Genomic DNA, 22,390 nt, shown 5'->3' on the forward strand with positions numbered 1-22,390 from the left:
TGACTACGGGTGGTCAACCGGAGTCGGCGCCCGACGCGTCGCTCGCCGGATGTCCGTCCTGGAGTGCGGCGAGCGCGGCAGCGAGCTTGCCCCGGCTGGTGATCCCGAGGCGGGGATAGATGCGGTACAGGTGAGCTCCGACGGTGCGGTGGGAGATGAACAGGCGCTGGCCGATCTCCCGGTTGCTCAGTCCCCGCGACGCGAGCACCGCGATCTGCATTTCCTGGGCCGACAGCCGGTCGCTGGTGTTCGCGTGCCGTCGCCCGCTCGCCTCGCCGGCGGCACGCAACTGCTCGCGGGCCATCTCGGCCCAGGGCCGCGCGCCGACCCGGTCGAACTCGTCGCGGGCGCTGCGCAGCGGATTCCGGGCGTCGACGTTGTGCCGTTGCCGACGCAGTCGGCGGCCGTGGTGCAGATGCAGCCGGGCCCGCGCCAGCGCCCAGTCGGCGGGCAACGCGGTCAGTGCCGCGGTGTAGTGCTCCTCCGCCGTGTCGTCCGGCGCCAGCACCGCCTCGGTGTAGACGTGGGCCACCACCATCATTTCCGAGGGCAGTCGGGCAGCCAACTCGGGCAGTCCGTCCAGTAGTTCCCGGGCCTGCTGCACGGTGCCCGCGGCTACTGCGGCGTCCGCCAGGTCCGGTGCGAGCAGCCAGCGGCTGACCGAGTGGTAATGCGGGTCCGTCGGATCGAACGCGCGCGCGAGTGCGGCGTACGCCTCGGCCGGGCGGCCGTCGAAGAGCGCGAGCAGGCCCTCAATCTGCTGCGCCATGACGGCGGCGAAAGGCATGCCGGGGAACAGCCGGTGGGCGCGCAGTTCGCCGAGCATCCGTGCCGCGTCCTCGGTCTCCCCGCGCAGCGCCGCCACCAGGCTGCCTGTCGCCTTCACTCCCAGCCAGACGATCCACTCCCCCGTCTCCTCGGCGAGCGCGAGTCCCTCGCCGGACTCCTCGCGGGCCCGATCGAGCTGACCGAGGTACACCCGCGGCCAACTGCCCGCAAGTGACCGGGCGAGCAGCCCGAGCCTGCCCTGCGACCGCCACGCCGTGGCCGCCAGTGACAGGTACCGGGCGGCGAGGGTGGCGTCGCCCAGGACCATCGCGCCGCTGCCGAGGAAATGCATGATCCGGCCGTCCAGGCGGTCCGGCCGAAGGTCGCCGAGCCGCGCGATCACCTCGGCACCGTACCGAAACGGTTCGGTGTACGCCCGTACGGTCAGCACGACGGGAGCGTCCGGATCGGGGTTCCACCGGTCCAGCTCGGCAGCGGCCAGCGTGCGCACCCGTGCGTCGCCGTCCTGGAAGAAGCACCGGGCGGCCGCCCGCCACAGCAGGTTCTCGGCGACCTGCACGCCCCCTGCGTCGAACGCGCCGGCCGCTGTGGTCACCATGTCCTCGATCCGGCGGTGCGGTTCGTCGGGTTCGAACGCCTCCTTGTCGGATACGACCATGAGGCGGGACCGCTCCAGCGGGCCGAGTTCGCTCATGTCGGCCCGGTCCAGCAATAGCTGGGTGTGAACCCGGTCGTTGATCTCGCTGGCCCACTCGACCGCCCGGACCAGGATTTCGGTCCTGCGGCGCGGGTCCTGGACGAGCTCGGCCGCCTGGCGCAGGGCCGGCACGGCGGAGGCCACCTTGCCCCGGGCGAGCGCGGTGTCGGCGAAACGTTCCAGCCGGGTGGCGAGTTCCTCGTCGGGGCCGAGCGTCGCGGCCGCCAGATGGAGGAGCCGGCGCTCGGGGGTGTCGGCCATGGCCGCGGCGATGGCGCGGTGGGTGGCCAGCCGGTCGGCGACCGTGGCGCGGGTGTAGATCGCCGAGCGCATCAGCGGATGCCGGAACTCGAGGGTACGGCCGACCAAACCGACGAGGCCCGCGTCGACCGCCTCCTGCACCGCGTCCACGGAAACCGTCGAGCCTGCCAGACGGCTCGACACCTCCAGCAGCCGGTTCAGTGGCGCGCTGGGCTCGGTGGCAAGGGCCAGCAGGAGCGTTCGGCACTCCGGGCTCGCCGAGTCCGTACGCGCGGCGAACGCGTCCTCCAGTCGCTGGGTCAGCGGCAGATCGTCCAGCTGCGGCGCGCTGACCTGCACCGTCTTGGGCAGCTCGACCAGGGCCAGCGGGTTGCCCGCGGCGCGCTCCAGGATGAGAGCCCGGAGCGGCGCCGACAGGTCGGGGGCGCCCGCGTCGAGCAGTTCGGCGGCGGCGGACTGGCCGAGCGGTTGCAGGTGCAGGTCCGGCTGGCCGCTCGGAACGTGGGAGTCGAGAGCCCGGGACGCCGCCACGATCAGTACGGGAAGATCGCGGGTGCGCCGAGCGACGAATCTGAGGACGTCTCGGCTCGACGAATCGATCCACTGCAGATCGTCGACGAGCAGCAGGAGCGGTTGCCGGTCGGCCTCGTCGGCGAGCAGTTCGAGAACAGCGAGCGCGACCTGAAAAATATTTGGCTCGGTCTGGGTGGCGCTGAAGGCGTCGACAAGCGCGGTGCGGTGCGGAAACGGCAGCTTTGCGATGCCGTCGGCGGTCGGTTGCAGCAGCAGTTGCAGAGCCGCGAACGGCAGCCACAGCTCGGTCTCCACACCGGCTGCGCTCAGCACCCTGAAACCGCTCTCGGTGCCCTCGGCGCCGACTGTGCGCAGTAGTGCCGACTTGCCGAGGCCGGCGGTGCCGTGGATCAACAGCGCACCGCCGCGGCCGTCCGCCGCGTCCGCCAGAAGCCCCCGCAGGATGCGCAGCTCCGCGTCCCGGCCGATCATCGCGCGGGGGTTCGGTCCGGCCTCAGGAGGGCCCCGGCTGCTGTGCTGTGCATGTGCGGCTTCCTCCGTGCGGGGAGTCACGTCGCACCACATCCTAGCCGTGGCCCCTTACACCCTCGGCGCGATCGCACCATCGGTAGGACGACTCATGTCTCGACTGCACCACGGCCCCGAGGCCCGGATCCGAAGGCGGTCACCCGACGGAACCCGAACTCACGCCCGGCGGCGGCCCGATGCGAATGAGCGTCTCCCGTGTCTCCTCGGTCAGGCCTCCCCAGATCCCGTACCGCTCCCGGTTGTCGAGCGCGTACCGGCGGCACGGAATCCGCACCGGGCACTCATCGCAGATCATCAGTGCCCGTCGGACGGTCGCCAGGTCGCCCGGAGCGGGGAAGAAGGTCGTCATGTCGACACCTCGGCACGCTGCGGACTGCCACCCTCCGGCTGCTGGGCGGACGGGCAGGACACGGTCGTTCATCAGGTGGGTACCAGGCGCGGTCATCCCATCTCCTCCAGCTTCTTGCCATTGGTCTCGCGCACCCTGACGGCGACGAAGAGGAAGGAGAGCACGGCGAAGCCCGCGTAGACGGCGTAGGTGGACGACAGGTTCCAGTCCGACATGCGGGGGAAGCTCTCGGTGACGGCCCAGTTGGCGATCCAGTTCGCGGCGGTCGCCACCGACATCGCGGCGGCGCGGATCCGCAGCGGGAACATCTCGCCGACCATCACCCAGAGCACCACACCCCAGGAGACCGCGAAGAAGAACACGAAGGCGTGGGCGGCGACCAGCGCCACGGTGCCCTGGGCGTCCGGGATGGACAGATGGCCGCCGCTGCCCGTCTTGTAGGAAAAGGCCCAGGACGCGAAGGCCAGCGACACGGCCATGCCGGCCGATCCGGTCAGCGCGAGCGGTTTGCGGCCGACCCTGTCGATCAGCAGCATCGCCACGACGGTTCCGACGATGTTGACGATCGATGTGGACAGGCTGATCAGAAGGGAGTTGGCCTGGTCGATACCCACCGACTGCCACAGCAGCGACGAGTAGTAGAAGATGACGTTGATGCCGACGAGTTGCTGGAAGACGGCCAGCCCGATGCCGACCCACACGATCGGCAGCAGCCCGAAGCGGCCGTCGAGCAGATCGCGTACCCGCGGCTTGTGATCGGTCTTGAGCGCATGCTGGATCTCGGCGATCCGCTCCTCCGAGCCCGCGTACGTGCCCTGCAGGTCGCGCAGCACCGCGAGGGCCTGGACCTCACGGCCCCTCGCGACGAGGAAGTGCGGCGACTCCGGGATGCGCAGGGTGAGGAGCAGGTAGGCGAGCGCGGGTACGACCGCGGCCATGAGCATCCACTGCCAGGCATGCAGGGCACCCAGCATGTTCTCGCTCCTGCCGTCGGCGCCTCGGGCGATGCCCCAGTTGACGAGTTGGGACGCGGTGATGCCGAGCACGATGGCCGCCTGCTGGAACGAGGCCAGCCGCCCGCGGTGGTCGGGCGGCGCGACCTCGGCGATATAGGTGGGCCCGATCAGCGAGGCGAGGCCGATCGCCATACCTCCGACGATGCGCCAGGCGCCCAGGTCCCAGACGGAGAAGGGCATGGACGAGCCGAGCGCGCTGATCGCGAAGAGAACCGCGGCGAGGTGCATCACGCGCCGACGGCCGATGCGGTCGGCCAGACGTCCGGCGACGGCGGCTCCGAACGCTGAACCGAGCAGAGCGGAGGCGACGATGGTGCCCGTCTCGCTGGAGGTGACGTCGAATCGGTGCTGGATTCCGGTGACGGCGCCGTTGATGACGGCACTGTCGTAGCCGAACAGGAAGCCGCCGGTCGACGCGGCCGCCGAGATGTAGGTGACGCGCCGTAGATTGGTCGGGCGGAGCGCGGCCCTCGAGTGGGCCCGCCCTGCGGAAGAGGCGTTCGCGGTCATGGACAAGGACTCCTTCACAGAGGGACTGCGCTGATGACCGGGCACCGGTTTTCGTGCCCGTCGGCGAGCGTGCCGCCGCTCAGACGGCCGCCGGGGCGGAGAGCAGTTCATGCAAGCGGGCGAGGTTCGCCGCGCCGATGAGGCCGGCGTCCGAGCCCACGGTGGCGGTGCGGACCTCGGCATGGACACGGTGCTCGCCGCCGCCGAGGGCCCGACGGTAGGAGATCTCGGCCGGGCGCCTGATCAGCTCGCCGGTGTCGCCGAGGCCACCGCCGATGACGAGGACGGACGGGTCGAGGATGGAGGCGAGGTCGGCGAGAGCCTGGCCCAGCCAGCGGCCCGACTGCGCGAACACCTCGAGGGAGAAGGGGTCGCCGCTGAGGGCGGCCTTGGTCACATGCTGCCCGTCAAGGCCGTCGGGGGTGCCGTCGCCCAGCGCGAGCACCATCGCGGCCCGTGCCGGATCGGCCGCCGCCATCTCGCGGGCGCGGCGGGTGTGGGCCGCTCCGCTGGCGTACTGCTCCATGCAGCCGTCCTGGCCGCACGGGCAGGGCAGCCCGTCGGGGACCGCCCGGTAGTGGCCGATCTCGCCTGCCATGCCGAAGCGGCCGCGGAAGAGCCGGCCCCTGCTGATGATGCCGCCGCCCAGGCCGGTGCCCGCCATGATCATCACCATGTCGTCGTGCCCGGCACCGGCTCCATGGATGAACTCGCCCCAGGCGGCGGCGTTCGCGTCGTTCTCGACGACGACCGGAAGCCCGGTGGCCTCCTGGACGATCTCCCGGATCTCCTTGTCGTGCCAGCCCAGGTTGGGTGCGAAGCGCACCGTCGAGCGGTCCGCGTCCACGTATCCGGCTGCTCCGACGCCGACCGCCCGGACGTCGTCCCAGCCCTCGCGGACCCGCTGGACCGCCTCGGCGATCGCCCCGGCGATCCGGTCCGGGTCGTGCGGGGTGGGGACGCGCACCCGGGAGACGACCTCCCCTCCGGGGTCGACCGTCCCGGCTGCGATCTTCGTGCCGCCGAGATCGACGCCGACGGTCAGACCACCGTTCTGCTCGTTCATGCGGCACCGCCCACGCCGTTGAATCGACGGTGCGCGTGCCGACGTCTGTGTCCGCCTGGTCGGTGCAGGCTGACGGGACAGTGAGACATGGTGTGGCTCCAGACGTTGTCATTTCGTGCGAAGAAGGGGGGGAAGCCTGCTCGTCATGAGCCGGAACAACCGGCATGGCGGCTTCGGCACCCCGGAGGCGGCGTTCGTCGCCGGTCCGCCTACCGGCTCAGCTTCCGTAATCCGGTGGCGAGTTGCATGAGTCATTCGACTGTGTCCGGCGTAAGTCGCTCGTTGTGTCACACATCCGGGCCGTGCGTTGTCTTCTAAGCGAACCAAGTCGGATCGACCGGAGGTGTGACACGGTGTTGGACAACGAATCAATGAGCGGCGTGGACGAGCACGGGAGCCAGGACGGGACCGGGCCCAGGATGCTGGCGGACGTCAAGCCGCCCTTCGTGCCGGAGGGTGCTTCGGCGATGACCGTGGTGGTCGAGTGGCCTCCGGGACACCCCGGGACGCCCCCGCACCGACACTCGGGCCCCTGTTTCGGCTACGTCACCGAAGGCGCCGTCCGGTGGGAACTCGAGGGCGAGCCCGAGCGGGTCATCAAGGCCGGTGAGACGTTCTGGGAGCCGGGCGGTGACGTGATCCACTACCAGAACGGCAACGCCCTGTCGGATACGCCGGCCAAGTACGTCGTCATCATGCTGTGCGCGCCCGGCGGGCCGATGCTCACGCTGGTCGAAGAGGAAGAGCTGTCGAAACGGGCCCACCTGCGAGCCCCGCGGCCTTCCGCCGGCTGAACCACGGCCCGGGAACGAGTGTCCGCCACGTCAGATCTCGAAGGGGGCCGCTGTGGCCGGTCATGGGTCGGCACCGCCCAGCACGATCGAGGGGCTGGTAGGACGCGACAGCGAACTGGAGCTGCTTCGGTCGTACGTCGACCAGGTGCTCGGGCACGGTGGAGTGCTGGTGCTGTCCGGGGAGCCGGGCGTCGGCAAGTCCGCGCTTCTGGAGGCCGCGGCGACCGCGGCGACGGCGGCCGGCGCGCTGGTCCTGCGCTCCGACGGGGTCGAGTTCCTCGCGGATCTGAGCTTCGCCGGACTGAACCACGTACTCGAACCCCTGCTGCACGAGTCCGACGGACTCGACCCGGTGCACCGCGACGCCCTGACCGTGGCGCTGGGCGCGGGTGACGGTGCGCCGGTGGATCGGCTGGTCCTCTACGGAGCCGTACTGGCCCTGCTCCGCCGGGCGTCGAGCAGCCGTCCCGTTCTGCTGGTCATCGACGATCTGCAATGGGTCGACCGGGCGAGCGCCGCGGCGCTCGCGTTCGTCGCCCGGCGGCTGGCCGGGACCCGAGTGGGCCTCCTCGCCGCCTCACGGCCGGGGTTCGAGAGCTTCTTCGAACGCGCGGGGCTTCCCGAGCTCACCGTGTCTCCGCTGGACGACAGGGCGGCAGCCGCCCTGGTCGGCACCCACTTCCCGCTGCTCGCCGGTCAGGAGCTGCGTCGGGTCCTCGCGCAGGCGCGGGGCAATCCGCTGGCACTGCTGGAACTCCCGGCCGCGCTCGACGACTCGCGAGGCAGCGCGGGAGTGCTGCTGTCCGAGGTGCTCCCGCTCAGCCGTCGACTGCGAGACCTGTACGGCTCCCGGGTCGCGGCGATGCCTGCACCCACCCGTCGGCTGCTGCTCCTGGCCGCGCTGGAGGGCGGCGGCGACCTGTCGGTCCTGCGGGCCGCCGCCCCCGACGAGGACGTACTGGCCCTTCTCGCTCCCGCGGAGCGGGCGCAGCTGCTGCGGATCGAACACCGGGGACTGGGGCGGCTGTCCTTCCACCATCCTCTGATCCGCGCGACCGTCGTGTCGGGCTCGACCAGCGGTCAGCGCCTGGACGCCCACCAGGCCCTGGCCAAAGCGCTGACCAGTGATCCCGATCGCCTGGCCTGGCACCTGGCTGAGGCCACACCCGATCCTGACGAGCAGGTCGCTGCGCTCCTGGAGGACACCGCACACCGGGCCCGCCGACGCGGCGACGCCGTCGGCGCCTTCAACGCGCTGGTACGGTCCGCCGACCTCACTCCGGGCCCCGCGGACCGCGGCAGACGGCTCGCCGAAGCCGCCTTCGTGGGCGCGGACGTCGCCGGAGAGCTGCGCACCGCGGCCGAACTGCTCGTGGAGGCCCGGCGTGCCGACCCGGAACTGCGGGGATCACTGCGGGCGGCGGCCGCGGCCTCCCAGGTGCTGCTCAACCGCGACGGTGATGTCAATACAGCGCACAGGTTGCTGGTCGGTGCGATCACGACCCGCGACGGCAGGTCCGACGGCGACGACGAGGCGCTCTTCGAGGCGCTGTGCACCCTGCGAAGGGTGTGTCTGTGCGCGGGCCGACCCGAGTTCTGGGACGCGTACCGGGCCGCCATGTCGCAGTTGACCGTGCCGATGCCTCCCCTCCAGGAACTGCTGGGTGACGTCTACTCCGACCCGGCACGTTCCTCCCCGGCAGCCCTCGGCCTGCTCGACACGGTCATCCACGACCTGCACCGGGAGACCGACCCGAGCCGGATCGAACGGGTCGCGATGGCGGCGCTGTTCGTGGACCGGGCGGCCGGGTGCCGTGCGGCGCTCTGGCCCGTCGTCGAGGACGGGCGTGAAGGCGGCGCGGTCACGTCGGCGCTCATGGCGCTGGTGGTGCTGTGTCTGGACGACTTCGTGACGGGTCGATGGGACGAGTGCGGCTCCCTGGCGAAGGAGGGGCTGGCCCTGTGCGAGGCTCACGGCTATCAGATGCTGGCCCAGCAGTTCCACCGGGCCCAGGGCCTGCTGGCCGCGGCGCGGGGCGACGACGGCACGGTGCGGGAGCTCGCGCAGAGGATCACGGAGTGGGCGGTGCCCCGCGGCGCTCGTACCGTCGAGCACTTCGCACGGCACATGACGGCACTGGCCGCCCTGGGACGCGGTGACCACGATGACGCCTACCTCGCCGCCTCGGCGATCAGCCCGTCAGGCATGCTGGCCCCCCATGCCCCGCTGGCTCTGTGGGTTCCCATGGACCTGGTGGAAGCCGCAGTGCGCAGCGGACGCCGAGCCGACGCACTCGCCCATGTCGCCGCGATGCGGCAGACGGGCCTGCCCGGCGTCTCCGGCCGTCTGGCACTGGTCACCGCCGGTTCGGCCGCGATCGCCGCGCCCGAGGACCGGGCCCCCGAGGCCTTCGAGGAAGCGCTCGCCGTTCCCGGTGCCGAGCGCTGGCCCTTCGACCTCGCCCGGATCCGCCTCGCATACGGACAGCATCTGCGTCGCGCACGGGCCGCCGACGACGCCCGGACGCACCTCGCCGCCGCCCTCAAGACCTTCCGCCGTCTCGGGGCCGTCCCCTGGGCCGCGCGGGCAGCGGAAGAGCTGCGGGCCACCGTCCGTAACGCCACCTGGGGGGCCTACCAGGCCCCGGGGGCCGGCCCGCTCACGGAGCAGGAACACCAGATCGCCGCACTCGCCGCGACCGGGCTGAGCAACAAGCAGATCGGCGAACGTCTGTTCTTCTCCCACCGTACCGTGGGGGCCCACCTGCACCGGATCTTCCGGAAGCTGGGCGTCACCTCGCGTGTCACCCTCGGCGAGGCCCTCGCCGCACTGCCGCCTCAGCAGTCCCGGGCAGAACGGTCTCCCAGCGCTTCGCAGACCTAGAAGACGTTGCTTCCGGTACGGGACGCGAGCGCGCCTCTCAGGGCCGCACGTGAGGCGATTCCGAGTTTCGGGAACAACTGGTAGAGGTGCGAACCAACGGTTCGGGGCGAGAGGTGGAGGCGTTCGCCGATCTGCTTGTTGGTCAACCCGGAAGCGGCTAGTGCGGCGATCTCCTGCTCCTGTGCGGTGAGGGTCACGGAACCGTGCTTCGCCCCGGTGCGGGACCGGTGGGTGGCGCGCAGTTCGCCCGTGGCCCGGTCCGCCCACGGCCGGGCCCCCAGGTGCTCGAACGCCTCGGCCGCCGCGGCCAGTTGGACTCGGGCCTCCGTGACGAAGCGCATGCGCCTCAGACGCTCCCCGTAGGCCAGCCGGATCCGCGCCAGATCGAAGGGCCAGTCCCGCGCCCCTGGGACGGCCAGCGCCTGCTCGAAGCTCCCGACCGCGCTCTCATCGGGTGCCACCAGCGCGACCGAGCCCGCCACCAGCAGTGCCAGCCGCGGGGAGAGTGCCGCGACACCGGCCTCCCGCATCGCCCGCACATGTGCCTCCGCCTCAGCGATGCGCCGGGTGTGCACCGCCGCTTCCACCAGATCCATGCAGACCGACAGCGCGTACGGAGCGTGGGGCTCGAGTCGGCCCGCGGGGCTGATCGCCACGGCGTGGCGGTACGCGCATTCGTCGTCGCCGGCACCGAGTTCGGCGAGGACCCGCGCATGGTCGGCGAAGGCCGCCGCCGTCAGAACTCCACGAGGCACGGCCCACTGCGTGATGCGGTCGGCCGTACTCCGGCTCTCTGCGAAGCGCCCGCGGACGGCGGCGAGCAGAGCCTGGTGGTACTCGAAATACCAGGCGAAGAACGGGTATTGGCGCTCCCGGCAGATCCTCAGCCCCTCGGCGGCCAGCGTTTCGTCCTCCTCCCACCGGCCGGCCGCGAAATCCTCCAGACACAGGTGCATGAGCGCGTCGATGTGTCGGCGCACATGGCCGCCGCGACGTCCCCGACGGACCGCGTCCCAAGAGACGTCCCGCGGTTCCGTGAGCCGGTCGAGGCGGACGGGGGCCATGTCGTGACGGCCGACGGAGCCGGTGCCGGCCGGGTCCCTCAATGTCCTGCCGCAGCCGGAGAGCAGCGGCGGGGCAGCCGGCGTGAGACGGTCGAGGGCCGCATGGAAGGGTTTCCACAGGGCGTCGCGGCCGGCGGACCAGCACACCAACTGCAGCATGTGCAGCGTCTCGACGAGACCGTCGTCCCCGGCGTCATATCCGTGGCTGCCTGTCTCGATGGCCTCCACCAGGAGACGGTGGGCCATGTCGATGTCGCCGTCACCGCCGTTGAGCAGGAGGAGAACCCTCGTGGCGGCGGTCAGCGAACCGGTGAGGTCCGGGTCCGCGCGCCGGGCGCGGTCGAGGAGTTGCGACGCCGCGCGCAGCTCACCGGTCGCGTCGGCAGCGAGGTGGGCGGCCCGGGTCAGTCGGCGTCCTCGGTCCCCGGGACGAGGGCTCAGCTCGGCGGCCCTGGTGAATGCGGCAACCCCTGTTGTGGCCTCATCTCTCCGGGCCGCGCGATGCCCGGCCTCCTCCAGCAGGGCGGCGACACGCTCGTCGGGAACGAGCGTTGCCAGGCCCAGGTGCCAGGCCCGCCGCTCGGGCGCCTGAGCGCGGATCTCGGCCAGCGTGTGATGGGCCTGGCAGCGCTCGGTCAGGGTGCTGGTCTCGACGACCGCGGCCCTCATCAGCGGATGCCGGAAGACGAACCGTCGGTTCGTGTCGTCGAAGGTGATCAGACGGTCCGATTCCACCGCTGACAACGCCGTAAGAGCCTTCGGGTCGTCCGATACGGCACGGAGTCCGGCACGGAGGACTCCCTGATCTCCGGTGTCGTCGAGGGCGAGCAGCAGCAGGAGCCGGCGCGATTCGGCCGGAAGACGGGCCACGCGTGAAGCGTGGCGGTTGCGAAGACGTGGGGAGAGGGGCATCACGTCGTGCAGATCGGCCGGCGCGTCGCGTTGCGGGCCACTCAGCGCTGCGGGCAGCTCCACGAGCGCCAGCGGGTTGCCCTGCGCCTGCGTCAGGACGCGGTCCCGCGCCGGTCCGGCCAGCCCCGGAAAGCGGACTCCGAGCAGTTCCACGGCCGCGTCGCGATCCAGCGGCGGCAGCTCGTACTCGGTGAGCCCGGTTCGGTCGAAGAAGGTCTCGGCTCCCGATCTGCAGGCGGCGAGGAATCCGATACGGCTCCCCGCCGACCGACGGGCGACGAAGCCCAGTACCGCCGAACTGGCCCGGTCGAAGCAGCCGAGGTCGTCCACGACGACGAACACAGGGCGCTCCGTCGCCGCCTGGCGCAGCAGGAAGAGCACCGAGTCGGAGACGTGACGACCGTCGGGCACCGTATCGCCCCCGTAGCCCAGCGCACTGCGCAGCACCCTCCGATGGGTGTCCTCCAAGCGCTCGATCCGGTCGTTCAGCGGCAACAGCAACTGGTGAAGTCCGGCGTAGGCGAGCTCGGACTCGAACCGGACACCGACAGCCGACAGCACCCGGGCACCAGCCCCGGACATGACCCTGGCGACCTCTCCGAGGAGTGCGCTCTTGCCCACGCCCGGCTCCCCGGACAGCAACAGGGCACGGCCCGCGGCCGGGTCCTGTCCGAGCAGCGCTGTGATCTCCCGGAGTTGCCGCGCACGCCCCACCAACTCCGGGTGCTGACCGGCAGGGGGCTTGGGCAACCGTTCGACGCGCGAGCCGAGTGACATGGCTACTCCGTCCGTCTGCGCCGTCCTCCCCGCTCCGTGGCCGGAAGGCTTGTCCTCACGGTGCACCGGCCGGCGAGGACAAACATCAGTCACGTGACTGTGTGGCGATGTGCGGGTCATTTGACTGATGGTGCGAGCCCACGGGGGCCGCACAGAATCGTGATGTCCCTGAATCACACGAGTGTCGCAGTACGCATCACACCGTGTGCCCTCGGAACTTTCCCTGATCCCACAGATCTACCGAGCGGTGATGCAGATGAGAGAACTCGACAGTTGTACACCGGTGGTGTGCCGGATGCTTGTCCGTCTTGTCGTCGCCGAAGGGGTGGACCGGCCGGTGATGCTTGATCTGTCCTACGACAGAGCCGATCCCTACGCGGTGTCCCTGACGTTCCACATGAGCACGGACACGACCGTGCACTGGGTGATCGGTCGTGATCTCCTCCTGGACGGGCTGGGGAAGCTCACCGGCGTCGGCGACGTCCAGGTCTGGCCCTGCCGGGACCCGGGGGCGGACAGGGTGCACATCGCACTGTGCCCGTGTCCGAAGCAGGAGGCCGTCGTGGTGACCACCCAGGCGCGAGCCCTCGGGGCCTTTCTGCGGCGAACCCTCGCGGTGGTGCCCACCGGTACCGAGGAGCGCCACCTGGACACGGACGGAGCCGTCCGCCAACTCCTGGGCGGCCCCCGGTGAGTCGCTTCGACAGAGGGCCGTTCGAACCGGACGGACCGGCACCGTGCCAGGTCGCGGACTTGACTGGCACAGGAACTCGAGCTGCGTCACAACACGCACCTCACGGAACTCGTCCACACGCTCACCGTCGAGATCCACAAAGCGGTGAACGCCGCGGCCACGGGTGAAACGGACTCCGGCGAGAACGCCGAGCAGGTATCCACCGCCACGGCCTGAGTCGCCGTTGCGTGTCACACCGGCCCGGCCTGTGCGGTCTACATGGTGACGGACAACAAGCAGAGGGAATCATGCGAGAGATTCTGATCGTCGGCGGCGGCTACGCGGGCTTCTACACCGCCTGGGGCCTCCAGAAGAAGCTGCGTCCGGGCGAGGCACGGGTCACGGTCGTCGACCCGCGCCCGTACATGACCTATCAGCCCTTCCTGCCCGAGGTGGCGGCCGGTTCGGTGGAGGCCCGTCACGCCGTCGTGTCCCTGAGGCGGCATCTGCGCGGCACCCGGCTGGTCTCCGGCACCGTGACCGGGATCAGCCACGCGGACCGCACGGTGACCGTGCGCCCGGTGCGCGGCGAAGCCTACGAACTGCGCTACGACATCCTCGTGGTCACCGCCGGCGCGGTGACCCGCACCTTCCCCATTCCCGGACTCGCACAGCAGGCCATCGGCCTCAAGCACGTGGAGGAGGCCGTGGCGATCCGGGACCGGCTGATGACCGCGTTCGACCAGGCCGCATCCCTGCCGGCCGGCCCCGAGCGGCAAAAGCTGCTCACCGTCACGTTCGTGGGAGGCGGGTTCTCCGGCGTCGAGGGCTTCGGTGAACTGCTGTCCCTGGCGACCGCGATGCTCAGGTCCTATCCGGAGCTGAGCATCGACGATCTGTCCTTCCACCTGGTCGAGGCCCGGGGCCGCATCCTGCCCGAGGTGAGCGACAGGCCGGGTGCCTGGGTGGTACGCCATCTGGAACGCCGCGGCGCACATGTCCATCTCGACACGCAGCTGCTGTCCGCCGAGGACGGCCACGTCGTCCTCTCCGACGGCGTTGAGTACGACTCCGAGCTGATCGTCTGGGCTGCCGGCAACGCCGCGAACCCGGTCGTGCACAACCACACGGACCTGCCCCTGGACGAGCGCGGCCTGCTGCTGGCCCGCGCCGATCTGCGCGTGGGCACCGGCGACGAACCCGTGCCCGACGTGTGGGCCGCCGGCGACGACGCGTCCATCCCGGACCTGGCCTCGCCGGTGCCGGGCGCGCGCACGGTACCGAACGCCCAGCACGCCGTGCGGCAGGGCAGGCGCCTGGCCAAGAACCTGGTGGCGGACCTGCGCGGGCGACGAGTCCGGAACTACCGCCACAGCAGTCTGGGAGTGGTGGCGACACTGGGCCTGGGACGGGGCATCTTCCAGTACAAGGGGATCGTCATCAAGGGATTTCCGGCATGGTTGATGCACCGGGGTTATCACGTCCTGGCTGTGCCCAGCTGGGAGCGCAAGATCCGCGTGCTGGCCGTCTGGCTCACCGCCGCCCTGACCGGCCGGGACCTCGTCTCACTCGCCTCCGTCCAGCGCCCGCGGGACGCCTTCACCACGAGTGGCGAGGCGCGGAACACGAGCACCGTCCGTGCGAAGGAAGGCAGCACATCATGACCATGTGGAGTTCTCCTTTCCATAGGGGGTACGCCGTGGTGGCACGCGAAGAGGCCGCCCGCGGCCTGACCGACATCGAGGGCTATCTGTACCGGCAGGCCCAGCTGGGAGCGGCACACAGCCGCGTGGCGGACTTCACCGCGCGGCTGGATGGGCTCACGCCGGAGCAGAAGCGAGACATCGAGGAGTGGTACGTCGACGAGCAGAAGTACGTGGCCGGCATGGTGACCGACCACATCGCCGAGCGGGTGGACGCCATGGAAGCGCAGCACCACGTGAGGATCCGGCACTGGCTGCGGGGAACCCTCACCGGGATGATGCTGATCACCCTGGCGATGATCGCGTGCGTCGTGGTGATCCTCGGATCGTCGCAGTGACCGCCGAGCGCTAGGAACGCCCGGTGCGATACAGCCCTCTGCCGGCGCGCTGGATGCGGGAGGAGGCGACGAGGCGATCGAGTGTGCTGCGGACCGCGTTGATGCTTCCGCTGTCGGCGTCACGGCCGAGCGCCGCCGCGACCTCGCGGGCTCGCACCTCCGTGTCACCGACCTCGGCGAAGTAGGCCATGACCTGCTCGGTGAGTTTTCCGTMCTGCTTGTCCGCGTCCGGGTCGGCATCCGTCTGTGAGGCGCGGGGCACGGTGTGCTCGTCCACCTGGGCAGCGGCGCGCGGAGTGACCAGCGCGCTCTCGAGAGCGCCGAGGGCCCGCTGTACGGAGCCGAGATGTGCCACGACCGCCGCCAACTCCCTTTCCAGAGCCTGCTTCTGGAACTGCAGCCGGTCCAGTTCCTCCTGAAGCCCCTCGGCGGTGACCTCGATGCTGTGTGCCGTACGGCTCGCGGAGACCATGGATTCTCCCCTCCTCAACCCTTGTCGACATCATATGCAGGGTCTCGAGTGTCAGACAGGGCATCTCAGTGTCTCGAACAGTGGGATTTTGCGAGCCCGAGAAAAAGCATCGTCCATTTCTGTCACAAGCGCCCGTCGGTCGCGGTCCATACAGCGGATGAACCGTCGCAACGGAGGCCCGTGGATGTATGTCGAACCGTCCCTGACCACACCTGACGACCTTGAGGACGCCGTCGCCGTCTTCGTGCACCACCGCAAGCGGCTCTTCGGGATCGCCTACCGCATACTCGGCAGTACGGTCGAGGCCGAGGACGTGGTCCAGGAGGTATGGCTGCGCTGGCAGAAGACCGACCGCTCGGTGGTCCTGAGTCCTGCGGCCTTCCTGTCGAGCGCCACGACCCGCCTGGCCATCAACGTCGCGCAGTCGGCGCGCGTGCGTCGGGAGACGTACATCGGACCGTGGCTGCCGGAACCCGTCGACACCGGCGCGGACCCGGAGGTCGGTGCCGAGCGCGCGGAGGCAGTGGAGATGGCGCTGCTGCTGATGCTGGAGAAACTGACTCCCGTCGAGCGCGCCGCCTACGTACTGCGCGAAGCGTTCGACTACGCCTACGCCGAGATCGCCGACATGCTCGAAGTCAGCCTCGTCAATGTGCGGAAGATAGTCAGCCGTGCTCGCCGGCACCTGCTGGAGGAACGGCGGGAGACCGTGGACGCGGCCGAACACCGACGCCTTCTCAGCGCCTTCGTCTCAGCGGCCAGAACGGGAGACGTGGCATCGCTGGAAGCCCTGCTCACGCCCGATGTCGTCAGCCTCTCCGACGGCAACGGCATGCGGGGCTGTGCCCGGGTACCTGTGCGGGGCCGTGCCCGGGTGGCCAGGCTCGCGGTCTATCGGCAGTTGTGGCGGGAGGCGGTGCCCGAACTGGTCGATGCCAACGGCGCTACGGGTGTACTGCTCCACCGGGACGGCCGGGCCGTCGCCTTCATGACCGCGGCCGCCTCGAAGCACGGCATTCACCAGGTGCTGTGGGTGTTCGCGCCGAGCAAGATCGCCGCCTTCCTCGCATCGCGTTCCCGTTTCACGATGTCCCCCGGTGCCGTGCCGGACAGTGTGTGACGCCGACGGTGTGACCTGCTCTTCGCTGTCACGGGCTCTCGACCGAGCCGGCGCCACCCTCGGCAGGGGGCTGGTTCCAGGACCGCAGTTTGTCGGGGTTGAGCATGACCCAGACCTGGGCGACACGGTCGTCCGAGACGTCGAGGCTGATGACAGCGGTGACTCGGCGGCCATAGCTGGCGACCAGGCCGGTCCGGCCGTTGACGGAATGGGTGGTCAGGGTGGTGTGCGCGCTTCGGGCCAGGAGCGTCAAGAGGCTGTCGGCGACCGGCCGACAGCCGTGGACCGGTCCGGTCAACGCCCGTACCTTGCCGCCACCATCGAAGAACGCCGTCGCGTCCGAGCACAGCAACGATGTGAGCAGCTCCCGGTTCTCGGTGACGCACGCCCTGCATACGGCGCGGGCGACGGCGTCTTGCTGCCGCGGCGTCGTGGACCGGGTGCGCCGCAGCCGCAGCGACTGCCTGGCCCGTTCGGCGAGTGCGGCGAGCTCCGGCTCGGTGCGGCCCACGATGTCGGCGACCGTGCCCGGAGACATCCCGAAGGCGCGGAACACGAACGCGGCGCGCTCGGCAGTCGACAGCGACTCCAGCGCGTTCAGCACGACCCGCCCGGCCTCCTCCTCCACCTCCGACGGCCGTGCCCCGTGCCCCTCCTCCGGGCCGACCACACCCCGGCCGGGCCGTGCGAGGCGGTCCAGGCAGATCCCGCCGACGGTCTTCGCCAGCCAGGACCGGGGGGCGGTGACCTGCCGACGTGCCGCGTCGGACAGCCCGTACCACCGCTGATAGGCCTCGTCGACGACGCTTTCCGCCGCGCCCGGGTCGCCCAGCATCCAGTGGGCGACATCGAGCAGGAACCGACGCTCCTCCCACAGCTCGTCGATCGGCACCGCATCGCTCGGGTCCATAGGCCATCCTCGCTCTCGCTCGCGCTGCCCCGCACGCGGCAGGGGCGTCGGCTCAACCCGTAAGACCGGGAACGCCCGGGTCGTGTGACACGGGCTCGTCGCGGGCGTGTGTCACACATGTGCGGTCTGTCCGGTCCTACAGGACAGCGACACACTTCCTTTCCCTTGACACTGAACGAGGTGACCATGCCATGCATTGGCGTGAACGGGCAGCTTGCCTGCACGTAGATCCCGAGCTTTTCTTCCCCATATCCGCCATCGGTCCCACGCTTCGGCAGATCGACGAGGCGAAGGCTGTCTGCGGCCGTTGTCCCGTCGCGGAGCAGTGCCTCGACTGGGCCGTACGGGCGGGACACGTGGACGGCATCTGGGGCGGAACGACGGAAAGCGAACGCCGAGCGATGCGTGGAGCCGGGAACCAGGTGGCAGTGCGATGAACACGGGCGAAAGGGTCGCCGACTGGGCCGACGGGCGCTTGGGCGTTCGCCGACAGTTCAGGGAAAGGGCACGACGGGCCTTTCCGGACCACTGGTCCTTCATGCTGGGAGAGATCTGCCTCTACAGCTTCGTCGTTCTCGTCGTCACCGGCGTGTATCTGACCTTCTACTTCCATCCGTCGATGAAGGAGGTGCAGTACAACGGGAGTTACGCGCCGCTGCGCGGCCAGACGGTGTCGGAGGCATTCGACTCGACCCTGCACATATCCTTCGACGTCCGCGGCGGTCTGCTGATCCGGCAGGCCCATCACTGGGCGGCGTTGGTCTTCGTCGCCGCCCTGCTCACCCACATGATGCGGGTGTTCTTCACGGGCGCCTTCCGCAAGCCGCGCGAAATCAACTGGCTGATCGGATTCCTGCTGTTGATCCTGGCCATGTTCGCCGGACTGACGGGATACGACCTCCCGGACGACTTGCTGTCCGGGACCGGCCTCGCCGTGGTGAACGGAACGATCCTGTCCATTCCCATCGTCGGAACGTACCTGTCGATGTTCCTCTTCGGCGGCGAGTTCCCCGGCGACGAGCTGGTAGCCCGCTTCAACACCATCCATGTGCTGATCCTCCCCGGCCTCATGGTGGGACTGCTGACCGCCCATCTGGCCCTGATGCTCTACCACAGGCACGCCCAGTACCCGGGCCGTGGACGTACCAACAGCAATGTCGTGGGAGTGCCGGCCAAGGTACGCGTCGTCAAGTCCTCCGGGTATTTCCTGCTGGTGAGCGGTGTCATCTTCGGCATGGCTGGGGTGGCACAGATCAACCCCGTCTGGCAGTACGGGCCTTACCGCGCCGACCAGGTCTCGGCCGGGTCGCAGCCCGACTGGTACATGGGTGTGGCGGACGGACTGCTTCGGGTGATGCCAGGCTGGGAAGTCGACTTCTGGGGTCATACCCTGGCGCTCGACAACCTGATTCCGCTGACCGTCGGTGTCGGTCTCTTCCTCGCCCTGGGCGCGTATCCGTTCATCGAGTCCTGGGCGACCGGTGACAGACGCGAACAGAACCTTCTGGACCGACCACGTAACCGTCCCGTACGAACGGCACTTGGCGTCGCATGGCTCAGTTTCTACCTGGTGTCCTTGATCGGCGCCGCGAACGACATCATCGCCGTCCGTTTCCACGTCTCGGTCGAGTCGGTGACCTGGGCGGTCCGCATCGGAGTCTTCGTCGTTCCTTTCGCAACCTATGCGCTGACCAAACGACTGGCGCTCGGCCTGCAGCGCAGCGACCGCGACAAAGTCCTGCACGGACGCGAGACGGGCGTCATCAAACGCATGCTCAACGGCGAATTCGTCGAGGTGCACGAGCCGCTCGGCCAGGAACAACTCCACATCCTCACCCAGCACGAGCAGTACAAGCCGATCGGTCCAGGCGTCGGGCGTGGAACCGATGACGTCAAGTTCGCGTTCCGCCTTGCCCGACAACTGCGTTCCTGGTTCAGCGAGAGCCTTTACGGAGAAGGTGCGCAGATCGCCAAGCCGACCGCGCAGGAATACCAGGCGCTGCACAAGGAGCACACCGAGGACCATGCCTAGGCCGACGCCGCCTCGCCGGCGAGACGTATGGTGCGGATCTCCTTGCGGGAGGTGATGCCCAGCTTCGAGAACACCTTCCGCAGGTGCCATTCCACCGTGTGCGGACTGATGAACAACTGGGCGCCGATCTCTGGATTCGTGAGACCGTCCCGGACCAGGCGGGCGATCTGCTCCTCCTGGGGGGTAAGGACCACCTGCGTCGCGGCGGAATGCGGGCGGACCCTCGCTCCCGTCGCCTGAAGTTCGCGGCGCGCGCGTTCGGCGAAAGCTCCGGCTCCGATGTCGCTGAGCATGTCGTGCGCCATGCCCAGTTGGGCACGGGCGTCGGCGCGGCGGTTCTCGCGGCGCAGCCATTCCCCGTACAGCAGATGAGTCCGGGCGAGGTCCATCCGCACCCCTGCGCCGCCGAGCCGTTCGATCGCCTCACGGTACAGGGCATCGGCGAGTTGCCCTTCACTCACCAGAGCACGGACGCCGGACGCGGTGCCGAGAGCCCACTCGGTGCCGGCGGCCTGCGCCATGTCGCTGATCCTGCGCACCGCCGCGGCCGCGTCCGCAGGTCTGCCCAGCCGTACGGAAGCCTCGATCAGCTCCACCGTGGACTGGACGGAGAGACCGAGTTCCTGCGGATTCTCGCAGCCCCGCAGGGCGGCCGCATACGCCTCCGCGTACCTGCCGAGGCCGTTGTAGAGCACCGCCGCGGCCCACTGCGTGGCGGTCTCCACCTTGCCCTCCCCGCGCAGGAGGAGTTCGTGGGTGACCGCATCGATCGCCTTTTGGGTCGTGGCCTCCCTGCCCCTCCAGGGCTCGACGACCAGCGCGCTGTAGTGCGCGAAGATACCGCTGCCGGTCGCCTCACCGATCGCCGTCGCCTCCGCGACCAGGGAGCCGGCACCGGTGAGATCGCCGGCGAAGACCCGGTTCGACAGACGGAGCAGCAGTGCCGACGGCAGCACCGCCAGGGCTCCCGTCTCGCGGGCGAGGTCGACCAGCCGTGCCGAGAGCACGGACCAGCTCTCGAAGTCCCATGTGCTGTGGGCCAGGCGGCATGCAAGGGGGAGCCAGCCCAGCCCTTCCCTCGGTGAGATCCCATCGGCGCGGAACGCGGCCAGCGCCTGGAGCAGCATCGGCGCGCCCGCGGCGTACCCCTCTGTGGTCAGCCGCGCCTGGCCGTCCAGAAGGAGATCGTCGCGTGACGGTTCGGCCGGCGTGGGCGTCGCGAGAATGGCCTGGGCGACTTCGAGGATCCCCTTGCCCCGCGGCAGCCGGCCGGCGGTGAGGGCGGCGTAGATCGCGTCCCGGTACGTCTCACGGGCGAGCCCGGCGTCGAGCGGCTCCAGTCGCCGGGCCGCTTCCAGCAGCAGCGGCAGGCCGGCGCCGGCGCTGTTGGAAGCGGTCATGATCCGACCGCGCAGCAGGGTCGACCGTGCGGCTCCGAGGTCGTCGAGGGGACCCAGCTCGGCCGCCCCCGCCAGTTCCCGGGCGGCGTCGAAGGCGCCGGCCTGGTACTTGGCCTGTGCCGCCGCCAGCGCCCTGGCTCCACGACGCGTGGGGTCGGGCGTCAGCTGGGCGGCCCGGTCGAGGAAGGCGGCCGCCGCGGCGACTCCGCCACGCGCCTGCGCCCGGCCCGCCGATCGCTCCAGCTCGGCGGCCACCGCCTCGTCGGGTCCCGCCGTCGCACGCGCCAGATGCCACGCCCTACGGTCCGGATCCACCTGGGCGTCGGTCACGTCCGCCAGGGCTCTGTGCACTTCCCGCAGGTCGTCCGGGCCTGCCGCGCGATAGGCCGCCGAACGCACCAGCGGGTGACGGAAGCGCGCCCAGGCACCGAGGGTGATCAGTCCCGACGCCTCGGCGTCCGCCGCGGCCGCGTCCACGGCGATACCCAGCCGCTCGGCCGCACGCCTTAGTAGTGTCACGTCGCCGACCGGCTCGGCAGCGGCGAGGCACAGCAGGCGTTGCGTCCCGGCCGGCAGCGCCTGGACGCGGCGGAGGAAGTCCTGCTCCAGCCGGTTCGACACAGGCCCCGTGCCGGTGCGCCGGAAGGGTTCGGTCAGGTCCAACACCGTGAGCGTGTGCGGCAGTTCGAGCAGGGCGAGTGGGTTGCCGCGGGTCTCGGCGACAATGCGATCACGCACCCTACGATCCAGCGGGCCGGTGACAACCGAGGCGAGAAGCTTTCGGGAGTCCTCCTCGAACAGCCCGGTCACGGGCAGCTCGGGGAGGCCGGTGAACATCTCACCGGTGGTCGGCTCGCGCACGGCGACGGCGAGTACCACCGATTCCGCGAGCAGCCTGCGGGAGACGAACTCCAGGGTCTGTGCCGACACGCGGTCCAGCCACTGCGCGTCGTCGATGACGCAGATCAGCGGCTCGCCCCCGGCAGCGTCGGAGAGGAGGCTCAGGGTGGCCAGCCCCACCAGGAACCGGTCGGGCGCGGCTCCGCCGTGCAGCCCGAACGCCGTGCGCAGTGCGTCGCGCTGCGGCTCTGGGAGGTTGTCGAGGCCCGGGAGCAGCGGTGCACAGAGCTGGTGCAGCCCGGCGTAGGAGAGCTCCATCTCGGACTGGACGCCGGCAGCGCCGACGGTACGACATCCGGTGGCGCGACCCAGTAGGTACTTCAGCAGCTCGGTTTTCCCGATCCCCGCTTCACCCCGAAGGACCAGGACGCCGCTGCGTCCGTCCCTGGCGCCCGCCAGCAGGTCGTCGAGGGCCTGACGCTCGCTGCTCCTGCCGAGGAGTCCGGCTCCGAAACCGCGACTCGTCATGGCAGCCTCCCACGTCAGATCCCCCACGCGGCGCATCGGCCGGTGGTAGCCGGATCACTGCGGCCGTGGTGCGACCGAGGCGAGCCGAATCCATCGTAAACGGCTGCGAAAGCGGAGACTTCCGAGCTTGGGCGAACGTGGTTCATCGAGTGCCGTACGGAACGACGTTCCGGGGGGCCGGCCACGCACCTCC

The 22,390-nt window shown here is 70.1% G+C and carries 16 protein-coding genes; 8 read left to right on the forward strand and 8 right to left on the reverse strand.

The window, feature by feature from the left end:
• Window positions 1–13 precede the first annotated feature (13 nt).
• From BFN33_RS55275 to BFN33_RS23300, 4 genes are all read right to left on the reverse strand, one after another.
• On the reverse strand, window positions 14–2,833 hold the full coding sequence (locus BFN33_RS55275; RefSeq protein ID WP_305144231.1) for an AAA family ATPase: 2,820 nt from the start codon (window positions 2,831–2,833) through the stop codon (window positions 14–16).
• A 112-nt stretch (window positions 2,834–2,945) separates the two neighbouring features.
• Window positions 2,946–3,230 carry a WhiB family transcriptional regulator gene (locus BFN33_RS23290; RefSeq protein ID WP_079140997.1) on the reverse strand — a complete coding sequence of 95 codons (285 nt, stop codon included), beginning with the start codon at window positions 3,228–3,230 and terminating at the stop codon, window positions 2,946–2,948.
• 20 nt (window positions 3,231–3,250) lie between these two features.
• Window positions 3,251–4,684, reverse strand: a complete 1,434-nt coding sequence (locus BFN33_RS23295; RefSeq protein WP_079140971.1) for a sugar porter family MFS transporter — start codon at window positions 4,682–4,684, stop codon at window positions 3,251–3,253.
• A gap of 79 nt (window positions 4,685–4,763) precedes the next feature.
• Entirely contained in the window at window positions 4,764–5,750 is a 987-nt protein-coding gene (locus BFN33_RS23300) for an ROK family glucokinase (protein WP_069762053.1), read from the reverse strand.
• Window positions 5,751–6,121: 371 nt separating this feature from the next.
• Between BFN33_RS23300 and BFN33_RS23305 the strand changes: the two genes are divergently transcribed.
• Together BFN33_RS23305 and BFN33_RS23310 are read left to right on the forward strand one after the other, a co-directional pair.
• Window positions 6,122–6,544, forward strand: coding sequence for a cupin domain-containing protein (locus BFN33_RS23305; protein ID WP_069762054.1), 423 nt, complete (start codon window positions 6,122–6,124; stop codon window positions 6,542–6,544).
• A 52-nt stretch (window positions 6,545–6,596) separates the two neighbouring features.
• Window positions 6,597–9,428 carry a LuxR family transcriptional regulator gene (locus tag BFN33_RS23310; protein WP_069762055.1) on the forward strand — a complete coding sequence of 944 codons (2,832 nt, stop codon included), beginning with the start codon at window positions 6,597–6,599 and terminating at the stop codon, window positions 9,426–9,428.
• Here BFN33_RS23310 and BFN33_RS23315 read toward each other — a convergent pair.
• Window positions 9,425–12,181: an AAA family ATPase gene (locus tag BFN33_RS23315; RefSeq protein ID WP_069762056.1), complete on the reverse strand. Its 2,757-nt coding sequence runs from the start codon at window positions 12,179–12,181 to the stop codon at window positions 9,425–9,427. The two genes, BFN33_RS23310 and BFN33_RS23315, sit on opposite strands and share 4 nt — an antisense overlap.
• Window positions 12,182–12,476: 295 nt before the next feature.
• Here BFN33_RS23315 and BFN33_RS23320 point away from each other — a divergent pair, with 295 nt between their 5' ends.
• The 3 genes from BFN33_RS23320 to BFN33_RS23330 all read left to right on the forward strand — a co-directional run bounded on the left by BFN33_RS23320 (window position 12,477) and on the right by BFN33_RS23330 (window position 14,895).
• Complete coding sequence (locus tag BFN33_RS23320) at window positions 12,477–12,875, forward strand: SsgA family sporulation/cell division regulator (protein WP_256122843.1); 399 nt, start codon at window positions 12,477–12,479, stop codon at window positions 12,873–12,875.
• Between the two features lie 287 nt (window positions 12,876–13,162).
• The gene (locus BFN33_RS23325; RefSeq protein WP_069762057.1) at window positions 13,163–14,518 is read left to right on the forward strand and encodes an NAD(P)/FAD-dependent oxidoreductase; all 1,356 of its coding nucleotides are present in this window, start codon (window positions 13,163–13,165) and stop codon (window positions 14,516–14,518) included.
• A gap of 35 nt (window positions 14,519–14,553) precedes the next feature.
• Window positions 14,554–14,895, forward strand: coding sequence for a hypothetical protein (locus tag BFN33_RS23330; RefSeq protein WP_176742453.1), 342 nt, complete (start codon window positions 14,554–14,556; stop codon window positions 14,893–14,895).
• A 10-nt stretch (window positions 14,896–14,905) separates the two neighbouring features.
• Here the strand turns inward: BFN33_RS23330 and BFN33_RS23335 are convergent, their stop codons facing one another.
• On the reverse strand, window positions 14,906–15,367 hold the full coding sequence (locus BFN33_RS23335) for a hypothetical protein (protein WP_069762059.1): 462 nt from the start codon (window positions 15,365–15,367) through the stop codon (window positions 14,906–14,908).
• Window positions 15,368–15,551: 184 nt separating this feature from the next.
• Here BFN33_RS23335 and BFN33_RS23340 point away from each other — a divergent pair, with 184 nt between their 5' ends.
• Window positions 15,552–16,487 carry a sigma-70 family RNA polymerase sigma factor gene (locus BFN33_RS23340; protein WP_069762060.1) on the forward strand — a complete coding sequence of 312 codons (936 nt, stop codon included), beginning with the start codon at window positions 15,552–15,554 and terminating at the stop codon, window positions 16,485–16,487.
• A 28-nt stretch (window positions 16,488–16,515) separates the two neighbouring features.
• Here the strand turns inward: BFN33_RS23340 and BFN33_RS23345 are convergent, their stop codons facing one another.
• The gene (locus tag BFN33_RS23345) at window positions 16,516–17,397 is read right to left on the reverse strand and encodes a sigma factor (RefSeq protein WP_069762061.1); all 882 of its coding nucleotides are present in this window, start codon (window positions 17,395–17,397) and stop codon (window positions 16,516–16,518) included.
• Between the two features lie 191 nt (window positions 17,398–17,588).
• Here BFN33_RS23345 and BFN33_RS50105 point away from each other — a divergent pair, with 191 nt between their 5' ends.
• Together BFN33_RS50105 and BFN33_RS23350 are read left to right on the forward strand one after the other, a co-directional pair.
• The gene (locus BFN33_RS50105; protein WP_079140972.1) at window positions 17,589–17,834 is read left to right on the forward strand and encodes a WhiB family transcriptional regulator; all 246 of its coding nucleotides are present in this window, start codon (window positions 17,589–17,591) and stop codon (window positions 17,832–17,834) included.
• The gene (locus tag BFN33_RS23350; RefSeq protein WP_069762062.1) at window positions 17,831–19,429 is read left to right on the forward strand and encodes a cytochrome bc complex cytochrome b subunit; all 1,599 of its coding nucleotides are present in this window, start codon (window positions 17,831–17,833) and stop codon (window positions 19,427–19,429) included. The genes BFN33_RS50105 and BFN33_RS23350 overlap by 4 nt, the downstream gene beginning before the upstream one ends.
• On the opposite strand, the gene BFN33_RS23355 is transcribed toward BFN33_RS23350, so the two are convergent.
• Window positions 19,426–22,197: a LuxR family transcriptional regulator gene (locus BFN33_RS23355; RefSeq protein WP_069762063.1), complete on the reverse strand. Its 2,772-nt coding sequence runs from the start codon at window positions 22,195–22,197 to the stop codon at window positions 19,426–19,428. The two genes, BFN33_RS23350 and BFN33_RS23355, sit on opposite strands and share 4 nt — an antisense overlap.
• Window positions 22,198–22,390: the final 193 nt, after the last annotated feature.

The sequence above is a fragment of the Streptomyces sp. LUP47B genome (assembly GCF_001746295.1).
Classification (GTDB): Bacteria; Actinomycetota; Actinomycetes; order Streptomycetales; family Streptomycetaceae; genus Streptomyces.

What these genes read in the sequence shown, in the direction of transcription:
- BFN33_RS23290 (WP_079140997.1), bottom strand. Translation starts at nt 3,230, where the DNA reads ATGAACGACCGTGTCCTGCCCGTCCGCCCAGCAGCCGGAGGGTGGCAG.
- BFN33_RS23295 (WP_079140971.1), bottom strand. Translation starts at nt 4,684, where the DNA reads ATGACCGCGAACGCCTCTTCCGCAGGGCGGGCCCACTCGAGGGCCGCG.
- BFN33_RS23300 (WP_069762053.1), bottom strand. Translation starts at nt 5,750, where the DNA reads ATGAACGAGCAGAACGGTGGTCTGACCGTCGGCGTCGATCTCGGCGGC.
- BFN33_RS23305 (WP_069762054.1), top strand. Translation starts at nt 6,122, where the DNA reads ATGAGCGGCGTGGACGAGCACGGGAGCCAGGACGGGACCGGGCCCAGG.
- BFN33_RS23315 (WP_069762056.1), bottom strand. Translation starts at nt 12,181, where the DNA reads ATGTCACTCGGCTCGCGCGTCGAACGGTTGCCCAAGCCCCCTGCCGGT.
- BFN33_RS23320 (WP_256122843.1), top strand. Translation starts at nt 12,477, where the DNA reads ATGCTTGTCCGTCTTGTCGTCGCCGAAGGGGTGGACCGGCCGGTGATG.
- BFN33_RS23325 (WP_069762057.1), top strand. Translation starts at nt 13,163, where the DNA reads ATGCGAGAGATTCTGATCGTCGGCGGCGGCTACGCGGGCTTCTACACC.
- BFN33_RS23340 (WP_069762060.1), top strand. Translation starts at nt 15,552, where the DNA reads ATGTATGTCGAACCGTCCCTGACCACACCTGACGACCTTGAGGACGCC.
- BFN33_RS23345 (WP_069762061.1), bottom strand. Translation starts at nt 17,397, where the DNA reads ATGGACCCGAGCGATGCGGTGCCGATCGACGAGCTGTGGGAGGAGCGT.
- BFN33_RS50105 (WP_079140972.1), top strand. Translation starts at nt 17,589, where the DNA reads ATGCATTGGCGTGAACGGGCAGCTTGCCTGCACGTAGATCCCGAGCTT.
- BFN33_RS23350 (WP_069762062.1), top strand. Translation starts at nt 17,831, where the DNA reads ATGAACACGGGCGAAAGGGTCGCCGACTGGGCCGACGGGCGCTTGGGC.
- BFN33_RS23355 (WP_069762063.1), bottom strand. Translation starts at nt 22,197, where the DNA reads ATGACGAGTCGCGGTTTCGGAGCCGGACTCCTCGGCAGGAGCAGCGAG.